9 protein-coding genes are annotated in these 12,817 nt (G+C 66.4%); 4 read left to right on the forward strand and 5 right to left on the reverse strand.

Annotated features, from left to right (window positions below):
• Positions 1 to 318: 318 nt before the first annotated feature.
• From LQ564_RS25605 to LQ564_RS25615, 3 genes are read right to left on the reverse strand one after another with little or no spacing between them, the layout of a single operon-like run.
• Positions 319 to 2,568, reverse strand: a complete 2,250-nt coding sequence (locus LQ564_RS25605; protein ID WP_231060954.1) for a xanthine dehydrogenase family protein molybdopterin-binding subunit — start codon at positions 2,566 to 2,568, stop codon at positions 319 to 321.
• A complete protein-coding gene (locus LQ564_RS25610; RefSeq protein ID WP_231060955.1) occupies positions 2,565 to 3,551 on the reverse strand; it encodes an FAD binding domain-containing protein in 987 nt (328 codons plus the stop codon). The genes LQ564_RS25605 and LQ564_RS25610 overlap by 4 nt, the downstream gene beginning before the upstream one ends.
• A 9-nt stretch (positions 3,552 to 3,560) precedes the next feature.
• Positions 3,561 to 4,238 carry a 2Fe-2S iron-sulfur cluster-binding protein gene (locus LQ564_RS25615; protein WP_231060956.1) on the reverse strand — a complete coding sequence of 226 codons (678 nt, stop codon included), beginning with the start codon at positions 4,236 to 4,238 and terminating at the stop codon, positions 3,561 to 3,563.
• A gap of 319 nt (positions 4,239 to 4,557) precedes the next feature.
• On the opposite strand from LQ564_RS25615, the gene aqpZ reads away from it, so the two are divergent.
• On the forward strand, positions 4,558 to 5,307 hold the full coding sequence (gene aqpZ / locus LQ564_RS25620; RefSeq protein WP_231060957.1) for an aquaporin Z: 750 nt from the start codon (positions 4,558 to 4,560) through the stop codon (positions 5,305 to 5,307).
• Between the two features lie 10 nt (positions 5,308 to 5,317).
• Here aqpZ and LQ564_RS25625 read toward each other — a convergent pair whose 3' ends face one another.
• The gene (locus tag LQ564_RS25625) at positions 5,318 to 6,535 is read right to left on the reverse strand and encodes a M20/M25/M40 family metallo-hydrolase (RefSeq protein WP_231060958.1); all 1,218 of its coding nucleotides are present in this window, start codon (positions 6,533 to 6,535) and stop codon (positions 5,318 to 5,320) included.
• Between the two features lie 197 nt (positions 6,536 to 6,732).
• Between LQ564_RS25625 and LQ564_RS25630 the strand changes: the two genes are divergently transcribed.
• The 3 genes from LQ564_RS25630 to LQ564_RS25640 all read left to right on the forward strand — a co-directional run bounded on the left by LQ564_RS25630 (position 6,733) and on the right by LQ564_RS25640 (position 10,324).
• A complete protein-coding gene (locus LQ564_RS25630; protein ID WP_231060959.1) occupies positions 6,733 to 7,173 on the forward strand; it encodes a hypothetical protein in 441 nt (146 codons plus the stop codon).
• 158 nt (positions 7,174 to 7,331) lie between these two features.
• Entirely contained in the window at positions 7,332 to 8,813 is a 1,482-nt protein-coding gene (locus LQ564_RS25635) for a DUF2868 domain-containing protein (protein ID WP_231060960.1), read from the forward strand.
• Positions 8,813 to 10,324 carry a DUF3482 domain-containing protein gene (locus tag LQ564_RS25640; RefSeq protein WP_231060961.1) on the forward strand — a complete coding sequence of 504 codons (1,512 nt, stop codon included), beginning with the start codon at positions 8,813 to 8,815 and terminating at the stop codon, positions 10,322 to 10,324. The genes LQ564_RS25635 and LQ564_RS25640 overlap by 1 nt, the downstream gene beginning before the upstream one ends.
• On the opposite strand, the gene LQ564_RS25645 is transcribed toward LQ564_RS25640, so the two are convergent.
• Positions 10,299 to 12,410, reverse strand: coding sequence for a TonB-dependent receptor family protein (locus tag LQ564_RS25645; RefSeq protein WP_231060962.1), 2,112 nt, complete (start codon positions 12,408 to 12,410; stop codon positions 10,299 to 10,301). The genes LQ564_RS25640 and LQ564_RS25645 overlap by 26 nt on opposite strands.
• Positions 12,411 to 12,817 lie beyond the last annotated feature (407 nt).

Consider the following 12,817-nt stretch of genomic DNA (forward strand, 5'->3'; position numbering starts at 1 on the left):
CAGGACCGTGAAACGACTTTGCGCCGATGATAGTGCTGCAACCAGTGTGAAAGTAGGTTATCGTCAGGCTAGTTATATGAAAAACCCCGCGGAGTGATCTCTGCGGGGTTTTTTGCTTTGGGCGCGCATTATCTCATCAAGCAAGTGTCTCGCTGCGCGACGGAATTGAGTGAACGATGCCAGTGGCATCGTTCACGCCTTCGCCGAAGCGACGGTTTTAAGGGTAACGCAGGGAACCAGTGCGGCATTCATTCACCGCCAACCCCAAAGACCGTCGCACCGGCGCAGGCCGGTGCCCAAGTTGACCTTGGTTTTAACTCAAACCATCACTTTATCCGGCGTAATCGGCAGATCCCGAATCCGCTTACCCGTAGCGTGATACACCGCATTTGCAATCGCCGCCGCCACGCCGGTAATGCCAATCTCCCCGACGCCCTTCGCCCCCAGCTCGTTGATCTGCTTGTCCTCCTCATCCACCACGATGATGTCGATCGCGCCGCAGTCGGCATTCACCGGAACGTGGTAATCCGCCAGGTTGGCATTCACCGCCCGCCCAAAGCGCCAGTCCATTTCGGTCTTTTCCATCAACCCCATGCCCAGCCCCCAGACGATGCCGCCCATGAGCTGGCTGTGCGTCGTCTTGGCGTTCATCATGCGGCCGATGCCGTAGGCGCCGACGACCCGCGGCACATGGATCGTCCCCACATCCGGATCGATGTGCACTTCCACGAACACCGCCCCGAACGCATGCATGCTGAAGCGTTTTTTCTCGTCGCCCTGTTCGGCGCTGGCGTTGGCGACGATCGGTTGTCCGCCGGCGCGCGTGACGACGGTGCTCATCTGGACGCGGCGCGCCGGATCGGCACGAGACACGAGCCAGCCGTCCACCGCATCGACATCGCCCGCGCCCAGCCCATGCAGTGGCGACGCCGTGTCGGCGGTCGCGGTGGCGATCAGCTTGTCGCGCAGCGCGCGCGCCGCCTGGTGGACCGCCGGGCCGACGCTGGCAACGGTTTGCGAGCCGCCCGACACCGGCGCTTCCGGCATGGTCGTGTCGCCCAGCTGGAAACGTACGCGCGATAGCGGCATGCCCAGGGCATCCGCGGCGATCTGGGTCATCACCGTGTAGGTGCCGGTGCCCAGGTCATGGGAACCGCTGCGCACCACGGCCGTCCCGTCCGGCAGCAGGGCGGCGACTGCCTTGGCGCCCTTGCGGTTGGCGGGATAGGTGGCCGTCGCCATGCCCCAGCCGACCAGGGTGCGGCCGTTGCGCATCGAGCCCGGCTTCGGGTTGCGCCGCGCCCAGCCGAAACGCTCGGCGCCGGCGCGGTAGCACTCGCGCAGCGACTTGCTGGACCAGGGAATGTCCTTCTCCGGATCCTTTTCCGCGTAGTTCGCCAGGCGCAGTTCGACCGGATCCATCTTCAGGCGGTAGGCCAGTTCGTCCAGCGCCGACTCGAGCGCGAAGCTGCCGCTGGCTTCTCCCGGCGCGCGCATATAAGTCGGCACGCCGACGTCCAGCGTCGCCAGCCGTTGCGAGGTTTGCAGGCTCTCCGACGCATACAGGATGCGCGACACCGAGGTGCAGGGCTCGGTGAAGTCGTCCAGCGTCGCGGTGCTCGAGATCGTGTCGTGGCGGATCGCGGCCAGCTTGCCCTGGGCATTCGCGCCCAGCACCAGACGCTGTTCGGTCAGCGGCCGCGCGCCCACCGGCCCGTACATCTGCGTGCGGTCGAGCGCCAGTTTTACCGGCCGCTGCACCGCCTTGGCGGCGATCGCCGCCAGCACCACGTGCGACCAGGTCGTTCCCTTGCTGCCGAAACCGCCCCCGACGAAGGGACATACCACCCGCACCTGCTCCGGCGGCAGGCCGAAGCTCAGCGCCGCCGTGCGCTGGGCGCCCGAGATGTTCTGGGTTGTGTCGTACAGGGTCAGGCGGTCGCCTTCCCATTGGGCGATAGTGGCGTGCGGCTCGATCGGATTGTGGTTTTCCATCGGCGTCGTGTACAGCAGGTCGACCCGCGTGGCCGCGCGCTGCAGGCTGCGTTCGACGTTGCCGCGCCCGGTGTCGGATGGCCGCTCCGGCTGCGGCTCGGGACGCCGCAGCTTCTGCTTGGCTTTCGAAAAATCGAGCTGCGCCGGCTCGGCCGCATAGCGCAGGCGCACGCGGCGTGCGGCGTCGCGCGCCCGCTCGAAGGTGTCGGCGACCACCAGCGCCACCGGCTGGCCGTTGTAGTACACGCGGTCTTCCTGCAGCAAGGTCAGCTTCGGCGTAGGCGGCGACTGTTTCTGGTCCGGTTTCGATTGCTCGCCGCCGCCCTGTTTGGTTTCCGAGCCGTGCGGCTTGGCCAGGCGCGGTGCGTTCTGGTGGGTCAGCACGGCGAGCACGCCGGGCATGGCTTCGGCGGCGGCGGTCTCGACCGCGGCGATCCGTCCCTTCGGAATGGTGGATTGCACGATCACCGCGTAGGCCATGTTCGGCAGCTTGTGCTCGGCCGAGTAGGTGGCGGTGCCCGTCACCTTGAGCCGGGCGTCGACCCGGTCGATTCCTTGTCCGACGATGCTCATGCCATTCCTCCCGCGCGCCGCAGCGCGCTCACGACCGCGCGCTGCGCCATCTCGATCTTGAAGCGGTTTTCCTTGAAGGCGCGTGCGCCTTCCACCAGTTTCGCGGCCGCCTGCCGGGCTCGCGCCTCGCTGACGGGCTGGCCGACCAGCAACGCTTCCGCGGCCGGCACGCGCCACGGCTTGTGGGCGACGCCGCCGAGGGCGATCCGGGCCTGGCGCACCGCGCCGCCGCTCATCTCGAGCGCCACGGCCGCCGACACCAGGGCGAAGGCATAGCTGGTCCGATCGCGCACCTTCAGGTAGAAGGTATTCGCGGTAAAAGCGGGCGGCGGCAGATCGACCGAGGTGATCAGTTCCGCCGGCTGGAGCATGTGCTCGGTTTGCGGCATGTCGCCGGGCAGGCGCAGGAAGCCGGCGATCGGAATGGCGCGAGCGCCGCCCGGCCCGGTGACCTGGACCGTGGCATCGAGCGCCGTCAACGCGACGTTCATGTCCGAGGGATTCACGGCAATGCAAGCCTCGCTCGCGCCGAGGATGGCGTGCATGCGGTTGTAGCCTTCGCGCGCGGCGCAGCCGCTGCCCGGCAGGCGCTTGTTGCACATGCTGAAGGCGGTGTCGGTGAAGTAGGGGCAGCGCGGACGCTGCAGCAGGTTGCCGCCGACGGTGGCCATATTGCGCAGCTGCGGCGAGGCGCCCGCCAGCAGCGCCTGCGACAGCAGCGGATAGCGGCTGCGCACCAGCGGGTGGTTGGCGGTGTCGCTGTTGCGGGCCAGGGCGCCGATGCGCAGGCCGCCGCCCGGCAGTTCGCTGATCTCGGCCAGGCCGATGCGGGTGATGTCGATCAGCTTGATTGGCTGCTCGACGCCGCCCTTCATGAGGTCGAGGAGGTTGGTGCCTCCGCCGATGAATTTGGTATTGCCCTGCTGGGCGAGCTGGACGGCGTGGCCGGCGTCGCGCGCGCGTTCGAAGTCGATGGCGTGCATGATCGCTCCTCAGGCCTTGCTGGTGGCCCGGACGGCCGCCACGATATTGTTGTAGGCGCCGCAGCGGCACAGGTTGCCGCTCATGCGTTCCCGGATTTCCTCGTCGGAAAATGCGACGACCTTGATGCGCACGTCGGCGCTGGCCGCGCTGGCCGTGCCGCTGCGCATCTCGTCCATGCAGGCAACCGCCGAACAGATCTGTCCGGGCGTACAGTAGCCGCACTGGAAGGCATCGTGTTCGACGAAGGCGGCCTGGATCGGCGCGAGCTGCTCGCCTTGGGCGATGCCCTCGATGGTGGTGATCTTGTCGTCTTCGTGCATGATGGCCAGGGTCAGGCAGGAATTGACGCGGCGGCCATTGACCAGCACGGTACACGCACCGCACTGGCCGCGGTCGCACCCCTTCTTGCTGCCGGTCAGGCCGGCATACTCGCGCAGCGCATCGAGCAAGGTCACGCGCGGTTCCAGCATCAGCGCGTAGGGCTTGCCGTTGATGTCCAGCTTGACCGGCCGCGGCGGAAAGGCCGGCGCCGCCGGGGCAGGCGGTGTCTCGGCCGCGTTCACGAGCGGAAGATGGGTCGCGGCGGCGGCGGCAACCGCCGATTGCAGGAAGCCGCGGCGTGTCAGTCCTCCGATGGCGTTGTCGTCATCGCCGGCAGGATGTTCCAAAGAGGGTTCTATCGACATGGTTTCTTTCCAGATGGAAGCCGCAAGCGGATGCGCGCGTCCTCGTTAGTTAATTCCTCAGCAACACTGAACGCGAGCATAGCCCTGGCCTCGGGCAGGCGGCGCACGTCAGTGCCAAGTGCTCAGCGCTGCCGAAAGCAACCTGCTCGGGCCAACAGTGGATGGATCTACGCTGGCCTGCCAAAAACTGCCCTTCGTTTGTGGTGGATCAAGCCCGAATTTCCTCCCTCAGCAAGCCATCCCACCGCATCTACAATCAATTGAGCGGCACTCGCATACAGCGAGCATTACCGCCGCTTGCGTCATCGCGGAGGAAATCATGTTCAGCAAACTTCTTGCGGAATTCATCGGCACGTTCTGGTTGGTCCTGGGAGGCTGCGGCGCCGCTGTGCTCGCTGCGACCTTTCCCGATGTAGGCATTGGTCTTACCGGCGTCTCGCTCGCATTCGGCCTCACCGTGTTGACTGCCGCCTATGCACTTGGCCCCATTTCCGGAGGCCACTTCAACCCAGCCGTCACGGTCGGCCTGTGGGCAGGTGGGAGATTCCCGGCGCGCCAAATCCCGTCGTATGTGGTGAGCCAGGTGGCCGGCGCCGTGGTGGCAGCTGCGCTGCTGTACGTGATTGCCAGCGGCAAGGCGGGTTTTGACATCCAGGCCGGCTTTGCCGCGAATGGCTACGGCGAGCATTCGCCGGGCAACTATTCGCTCGAAGCAGCCCTGGTGTGCGAGCTCGTGATGAGCTTCATGTTCGTGCTGGTGGTGCTCGGTGCGACCCATGCGCGGGCGCCGGTGGGGTTCGCCGGCATCGCGATCGGTCTTGCGCTCGCCCTGGTGCACCTGATCAGCATCCCGGTCACCAATACCTCGGTGAATCCGGCGCGCAGCACGGGCCCGGCCCTGTTCGTCGGTGGCTGGGCGGTGGCGCAGCTATGGCTGTTCTGGCTGGCGCCATTGCTCGGCGGCGCGCTGGCCGGCGTGCTGTACCGGACCGTGCTGCAGCGCGACCTGAGCGAACCGGCTGTCAGCGGACAGCCCAAGCCGGACAGCGCTCTGGCCGCGCACCCATGAGCGAAGCGCGCTATCCGCCCGACAGCTCGACCAGGTAGGCCGCGGCCAGGCGCGCGAATTTCAGGGCGTGCGCCGCCTGGCCGCCCGAGTTCTCGTAGGTGTCGCGCGCCGTGTGGATGGCGGGGTTGTCGCGCGCCATCGATGCCTCGAAAGGCATGGATACCGGATAGCCCTGGGCATCCAAGCTCGCGTGGTCGGAGCAGCCGTAGCCGCAGCGGTCGTAGCCGACCGTGAGCTCCGGCAGATAGGATGCGGCCAGCTGGGCGATGAAGGCGTTCTGCTCGCTGCTGGTGTAGTCGGTGATCAGGTAGATGTCGCTCGCCGCGCCCTTGTAGTTGGTCATGTCGAGCTGCAGCACACCCGCCACCTTTTGCCCCGCCGCCTTGAACTGGCGGGCGATCTCCTGCGAGCCGCGCAATCCCACTTCTTCCGCGGCATAGGCGAAGAGCTGGATCGTCCGGCGCGGCCGGTAGCCGCTGGCGACCAGCGCGCGCAGGGCTTCGGTCATGCTGGCGACGCCCGAGGCATCGTCGTCCGCGCCCGGCGCCCGCGCCGTGTCGCTCATACGAAAATTCAGGATCGAATCGAGATGGGCGCCGACCACGACTTTTTCGTCGGCCAGATCGGTGCCGGCGATGGTCAGGGTCACGGACGGCTGAGGATACGACTTGTGCGTGACGAGGCCGACCGAGATGTCTTCGCGGCCGGCCGCAATCTCGCGCCAGGCCGACAGCAGCCAGTTCGCCGCTTCGACGCCGCTCGGGCTGGTGTAGTAGCGGTTGGTAAATGCGCTCAGGGCCAGGATGGTCGCCTCGATCGGCTTGTCCTGCATGCTCGCCAATATCGGCTCGACCACCTGGCGCTGGTCGATGCCGTACGCTGGCAGCGCGACCGCGCCGCGGCGCAGCGCCAGGGCGGCGCGTGCTTCGGCTTCGCTGGCGTGAACCATGAAGCCGCCACATTGCCCCAGGTGCTGGTGGATGGCGCCGGCGACCGCGGCTATCCGGCCCTCATCCACCACGACGGCATGCACTTTTTCCGACACCCCGACCGCGCGTACCTGGCGACTTGCGATCGGGACCGCATCGGGAACCTGCGGTCGGACTTTCTGGAAGGCCACATCGCCGATGGTGATCCAGGCACGCCGCTTCTTGGACGCAGCGGCGTTTGCACCAAGGCTGAGGCAGAGGACCGAGCACAGGCAGAGCTTGAGTAGACCAGGTCTCATATCGCTTCCTCATCGCTGGCAAACGGATAGGCTAGCAGCCCGGTTGCAGCCGACCTTTGCCGCAGCGCACGTATTGCATCGACCTGAGCGGTAATCGTGCGGCGATTCCTACACATGCTTGGAGCATTCTCCTATACAGCACCCCGGTTTCGGCGCGCATGATCGATCCATTGGTTCAGCAAAGCGGAGGTCTGATCATGAAATCAAAGGATAAAAGCCTGGGTGGTGTGAATCGTTCGCGCGGCATCCACAAACCGAAAACCCTCAACGTTGCCGAAGGCAGCCTGCAGACGCGTGCGCCTGGCGCCGTGATGCCGGGCGGGCCGGAGTCGCCTTTCCCGATGGCGCACACGGGGTCGCAGCAATCCGACCTCGGCCGCAACTCGCGCGGCGGCGCCGGCGGTTCGCAGGGTGGGGGCTGGAGCGCGCGCCAGCGTGCCCAGCGCATGCAGGCGCAAGCCGAGCAGGACCGCCTCGGCAATGCCCAGCAGTCCGGCCAGGGCGGCGTCGAGCAGTATCAGCACGCTGGTTCGCAGCAATCGGATTCGGGCATGGGTGGCGCCAAGGGGCTGCAAGGCCATCCGGACCAATCGTCGTCCGACTACGCCAGCAAGCCGAACAGGAAAAACCCTGGCTGAAGCGCAGCGATCCAGTGAGCACCCGGGCCTGCCCGGGTTTTTTTATGCCCACGCGCCGTCCAGGACTCGTCCGTTTCGGACACTGCAACGGCCCGTGATCCGAATCTGGGGCACAATGCACCTGTCAACCTTGCCATTTCAACCATGACAGGAAAAGCATGAACGAACAGGTCGCACGCAATGCCGTGCTGGTGCGCGCCATCGAAACCGCCGACGTCAACCACGAGGTGCTGAGCGACGACGATCGCACCTATGCCAGCCGCAGCGCGAAGGAGCTCGCCGCTTGGCAAGCTGCCGACGACAAGTCCGCGATGACGCAGCACCACTTCCTCGAACAGCGGTCCGAACAGATCCTGAAGCGCCTCGGCGAACGCACGCCCGCCTTCGGCGCCTTCGCCAAGCGCCGGCTCGGCCTGCCCGGTTTCTGGCTTGCGCTGCCATTCCTGGCACTGGTCAGCGGCGCCGTCATCGACCGCATCGCCGATCCGCACCGCGTCGATCTCCTGTCCGCTCCTTTTCTGTTCATCATCGGCTGGAACCTGCTGGTCTACCTCTTCATGCTGGTGTGGGCCTGCATCCCCGGCAAACGCCATGGCTGGGCCAGCCCGAACCTGCTGCGCCGCCTGAGCCTGGGCAAGGTCGCGGTGCCGCGCAAGCTGCCCGCGCCGCTCGCCGCCGGCGTCGGCAGCTTCATGGCCGAGTGGGCCGTGCTGAGCGAACCGCTCACCCGTGCCCGCCTGAGCCGCACGATCCATGTATCCGCCGCCTGCTTTGCACTCGGCGCCATTGCCTCGCTGTATGCCCGTGGCCTGCTGACCCAGTACACGGTCGGCTGGGAAAGCACCTTCCTCGACGGCCGCCAGGTGCACACCCTGCTGTCCTGGCTCTTCATGCCGGCAATGAACGTGTTCCCGTTCCTGCAAGGCTTCTCGCTGGCCGAGATCGAACTGCTGCGCTTCGGCCGGCCCGTCACCGCCGCCAGCGGCGAGCGCTGGGTCCACCTGTATGGCGCCACCTTGCTGCTGCTGGTCGTCCTGCCGCGCCTGCTGCTGGCTGCCTTCGCAAGCTGGCGTGCACGCCGCCTCGTGCGCAATTTCCCGCTCGACCTGGACCAGCCTTATTACCGCAAGCTGGCCGACAGCATCGGCGCCGGCGCGCCCGCATTGCTGCGCGTCCTGCCCTACAGCTACACCCTCGATGAAGCGCGCGACCGTGGCCTGTGGGCCATTGCCGCGGCAGCCCTCGGGGCCCAGGCGCGCGTGCAATTGCGTCCCGCCAGCGACTACGGCATCGACGCCAAGGACGCCCTGCGCGAGGTCCAGCTCGACGAAGCCGGCATCACCGTCACCGCCGTCCTGTTCAGCCTCTCCGCCACGCCGGAAAAGGAAAACCACGGCGCCTTCCTCGACTACCTGACGAAACGCGTGCGCCGCGGCGTCGCGGTGCTGGTCGACGAGTCGCCGCTCACCGAGCGCATCGGCGACCAGGCCGGCAGCGCCGAGCGGGTGGCGGAACGGACAGCCTTGTGGCGGCAGTTCTGCAGCTTCCATGGCGCCTCGGCCACCTTCGTCAATCTGCTGCAGCCCGAAAAATATCCGGTAGAACTTGGCGCTGGCCTGCGCCTGGCGGAGCTGCGCTGATGAACGACCCCGTCAAGATCCAGTTCGCCCTCGTCTCGCATACCAACAACGGCAAGACGACCCTGGCCCGCACCCTGGTCGGCACAGACGTGGGCGAGGTGCGCGACGCCGCCCACGTGACGCAATTCGCCGAAGCACACGTGCTCCAGACCAGCGAGGCAGGCGACTCCCTCGTGCTGTGGGATACGCCGGGCTTCGGCGATTCGGTGCGCCTGCTAAAGCGCCTGTCGATGGCGGGCAACCCGATCGGCTGGTTTCTACGCGAAATGTTCGACCGCTACCGCGACAAGCCGTTCTGGCTGAGTCAACAGGCTTTGCGCGCGGCCAAGGAAGAAGCCGATGTGGTGCTTTATCTCGTGAACTCGTCCGAGTCGCCGCAGGATGCCGGCTACCTGCCGTCCGAGATGAAGATCCTCGAATGGCTCGGAAAACCGGTCGCCGTGCTGCTCAACCAGATGGGGCCGCCACGACTCGGGGCCGAGGAAGCGGCCGAGCAGGGGCGCTGGAAACAGCACTTGGCGCAGTTCCCGGTGGTGAAGGAAGTATTGGCGCTGGACGCCTTCGCGCGCTGCTGGGTGCATGAACACGTGTTCTACGATGCGATTGGCAAATTAATCGAGCCTGAGGGGCAAGCCGGCTATGCGCGTTTGCTGGCTTCCTGGGAAGCGGCGAACCAGCGGCGTTACCGCAACGCCCTGCGCCTGGTCGCGGAACTGCTGGCCTTTGCCGCGCGTGACCGCCAGGAAGTGTCTAGCGAAGGCAAGGGCCTGCTCAAGTGGGCGCTCAAGGCCGTCGGTCTCGGCAAGGACGAGCAGAAACGCCAGGAGCTGGCCATGGCCGCGCTGGTGCAGCGTCTCAACGACGAGATCGGATCGACGACGGCGCGCATGCTGGTGCTGCACAAGCTCGATCCGGGCGAGGCATCCGTGATCAATGCGCGGGTGCGCGAGAACTTCGCCGTGCGGGCCCCGGTGGACAAGGCCCAGGCCGGCCTACTGGGTGCGATGGTGTCGGGCGCGGCGACGGGGCTGTCGGCCGACCTGATGGCGGGCGGCCTGACGCTCGGCGGCGGCGCATTGCTGGGCGCGATCGTCGGCGCGCTGACCATGGCCGGCGCCGCCTGGGGCTTCAATGTCGGGACCGACCGCAACCAGCACACGGTGCAGTTCGCCGATGCTTTCCTGCAGACCCTGTTCTCGGGCGGCTTGCTGCGCTACCTGGCAGTGGCCCACTTCGGGCGCGGTCGCGGGAACTATGTCGAGAGCGAGGCGCCGCCGTTCTGGCAGGCCGAAGTGGAAAAAGCGGTCGGCGCGCATGCCGGCGACCTGCCGGCGTTGTGGCGCGCGCTGCGCGAGGCGCCGAGCCAGGAAGCGGCGACCGCGATCGCCGAAGGGGCGGTGGCGCCGGCGGCGGACGCCGTGCTGGCGCAGCTGTATCCGGCCGCCGCGCTGCCGTCGCCCGTGAAGGCGGCGGAAACAGGGACGCTTACTGGAACTGGTACTGCGCGCTGAGGCCGAGCATCCAGTTGCGGCCGGGAGCCGCCTCATAGAAGCGGCGGTTCGATTCGGCCACGATTACCGAGCCGACGTAGTCGCGGTCGAGCAGGTTGTTTACTCGCAGGTACTGTTTCAGGCGCCATGGCCCGATCTGCTGGCGCGCCTGCAGGCGCAGGTTCAGGATGCCGTAGCCCGGCGCCGGCACCGCCGTATTGGCGTCGTCCGGATGGACTTTGCTACTGGCCTGTGCCTCGAGCGCGGCGTTCAAGCCATTCGCCCCGGTCCAGCCCAGCTCCGAGAACAGGCTGGCGCGCGGCACGCCGGGCAGGCGGTTGCCGGATGGGATCGCGCCGAAGCCGTCGTCGTAGATGGCGCGCAGGATATTGGCCGCGACCAGGGTATTCCAGCCGCCGCCGAAGTTGCTGGCGACGGAGAGTTCGATGCCCTGGCGCAGGGTACGGCCGGCATTGCGGTAGCTGGTGCGGCCGCCGTTCGAGGCGTCGACCACCAGTTCGTTTTGGGTGCGTGCCTGGAACAGGGCGAGGTCGGCGCGGGTGTGCTGGCCGAACATCGATTTCGCGCCCACCTCGAGGTGCACGCTGCGGCTCGGCGCCAGGCCGAAGTTGAAGCCGGCGCCGGTGCCCGAGTAGAACAATTCGTTGAGCGTCGGCGTCTCGAAGCCGCGCGCGGCGCTGGCGTATAGATTGAGCGACGGGGAAACCTTGCGCAGGATGCCGATCACCGGCGCGGTGCCATTGTAGGCGGCGCCGCCGCTGTCGTCGCCATTGTCGCGGAAGCGGTCGCTCACTCCCACCTTCAGGCGGGTATGGCGCAGGCCGCCGGTCAGGACCCAGGCGCCGGATTCCCACTGGGTCTGGACATATGGGTCGACGCTGGTCAGGCGGTTGTCCTCGTCGCGGCGCAGGCGTCCCTTGACGCCGAATTCGGCGCCGACGAAGTTTTCGAAGCCCTGGCGCGCGTCTTCCGAATCGGCCCACTCGACGCCGAAAGTGGTGCGCAGCGTGCCGGCGCCCAGCGGACGCACGTCCTGCCAGTTGACGTCGACGCCGCGGAAGTCGCGGTCGAAATCGATCACGCCGCCGGAGTGGGTGGCGGGCTGCTGGAAGGCGCGCGAGAACGACTGGTACTGGATCACGCGGCGGTTGCCGCCATAGGCGGTCAGCTGCAGGCGGCTGCTGCCGAAACGCTGTTGCCAGTTGAGGCCGACCTGCTGGTGGTCAATGCTCTTGCGCGTGTTGTAGCGCTCGGCGAAGGTGCGCTGCGGCGACTGGGTGTCGGTGGTGTCGATCTCGCCGGCGCGCGGGTCGCGCTGGAAGGTGGCCCAGCTGACGCCGAGCGGATCTTGCGTGTCATCCTGTTCCAGGGAGTTCGCGACGATGGTCAGCTTGCCATCAACGCCGGTCGGCACGGTCAGCTTGGCATAGGCCTGGTCACGGGTCGCGGCGCTGTGGTCGCGGTAGCCGTCGGTCTCGAAGCGGGAAGCGTCGATCACGTAGCCGACCGCGCCGGCCTTGCCCTGGGCGTTGACGTCTGTTTTGCGCAAGCCGTCGCTGCCGCCGGTGACGGACAGTTCGACCGACGGTGGGCTCTCGCCGTCGCGGGTGAACAGTTGGATGACGCCGCCGGAGTGGTTGCCATACAGAGCCGAGAAGGGGCCGCGTAGAATTTCGATACGTTCGGCCATGTCCAGGTTGAATGTAGCTGCCTGGCCCTGACCGTCGGGCATGGTCGCGGGAATACCGTCAGCGATCAGCCTTACGCCGCGCACGCCGAAGGAAGAGCGGGCGCCGAAGCCGCGCGAGGAGACCTGCAGGTCCTGGGCATAGTTCTGGCGGTTCTGGACCACGATGCCGGGGACGGCAACCAGCGACTCCGACAGGTTCACCCGCGGCTGGCCGGCCTGGATCCGCTCCGCATCGACGACGCTCACCGCGGCCGGCAGGTCGAAACTTTCCTGTTCGGTACGTGAACCGCTGACCACGACGACGGACATCGGGGCGGCGGACTGGGCCAGGACAGGGGAAGCGAATGCAGCGAGCAGGGCGGCGGAAAGGGGCAGACGGATGAATTGGGAGGGCATGACAGTCGGGCAAAGTGGACAGATTGCCATCATAGCTGTTGCGTTGCACACATGCCGTTCGGCTGGACGCATCGTCGTGCGAAAGGCCTTGCATCTGACCGTGAGGATTTGCTATAGTTCGCCTCCGCTTCGGCAGGGACCGAAAAAGCTCATCGTAATCAATCGGTTACGGAAACAAGGTTCCCAGAGAAATCTGAGCTGAAGCAAACGAGGGGTTGACGAGCATCGCGAAACACTGCATAATCTCATTCCTCAGCTGCTGACGAACACAACGCTTCGTACGGTGCAGCAAGGTAGTACAGAATACCGATCTTTAACAATCAACAGTCGATAAGTGTGGGCGTTTGATGAGGGTGCCAGCTGACTAGTTCAGCTGATTACTTAAATTATCAAATGTTCGCACAAAG

It is taken from the genome of Massilia phyllostachyos (assembly GCF_021044825.1).
Lineage (GTDB): Bacteria > Pseudomonadota > Gammaproteobacteria > Burkholderiales > Burkholderiaceae_D > Telluria > Telluria phyllostachyos.

Excerpts from the sequence above, each read along its gene's own strand:
- LQ564_RS25605 (WP_231060954.1), bottom strand. The coding sequence starts at position 2,568 with ATGAGCATCGTCGGACAAGGAATCGACCGGGTCGACGCCCGGCTCAAG.
- LQ564_RS25610 (WP_231060955.1), bottom strand. The coding sequence starts at position 3,551 with ATGCACGCCATCGACTTCGAACGCGCGCGCGACGCCGGCCACGCCGTC.
- LQ564_RS25615 (WP_231060956.1), bottom strand. The coding sequence starts at position 4,238 with ATGTCGATAGAACCCTCTTTGGAACATCCTGCCGGCGATGACGACAAC.
- aqpZ (WP_231060957.1), top strand. The coding sequence starts at position 4,558 with ATGTTCAGCAAACTTCTTGCGGAATTCATCGGCACGTTCTGGTTGGTC.
- LQ564_RS25625 (WP_231060958.1), bottom strand. The coding sequence starts at position 6,535 with ATGAGACCTGGTCTACTCAAGCTCTGCCTGTGCTCGGTCCTCTGCCTC.
- LQ564_RS25630 (WP_231060959.1), top strand. The coding sequence starts at position 6,733 with ATGAAATCAAAGGATAAAAGCCTGGGTGGTGTGAATCGTTCGCGCGGC.
- LQ564_RS25635 (WP_231060960.1), top strand. The coding sequence starts at position 7,332 with ATGAACGAACAGGTCGCACGCAATGCCGTGCTGGTGCGCGCCATCGAA.
- LQ564_RS25640 (WP_231060961.1), top strand. The coding sequence starts at position 8,813 with ATGAACGACCCCGTCAAGATCCAGTTCGCCCTCGTCTCGCATACCAAC.
- LQ564_RS25645 (WP_231060962.1), bottom strand. The coding sequence starts at position 12,410 with ATGCCCTCCCAATTCATCCGTCTGCCCCTTTCCGCCGCCCTGCTCGCT.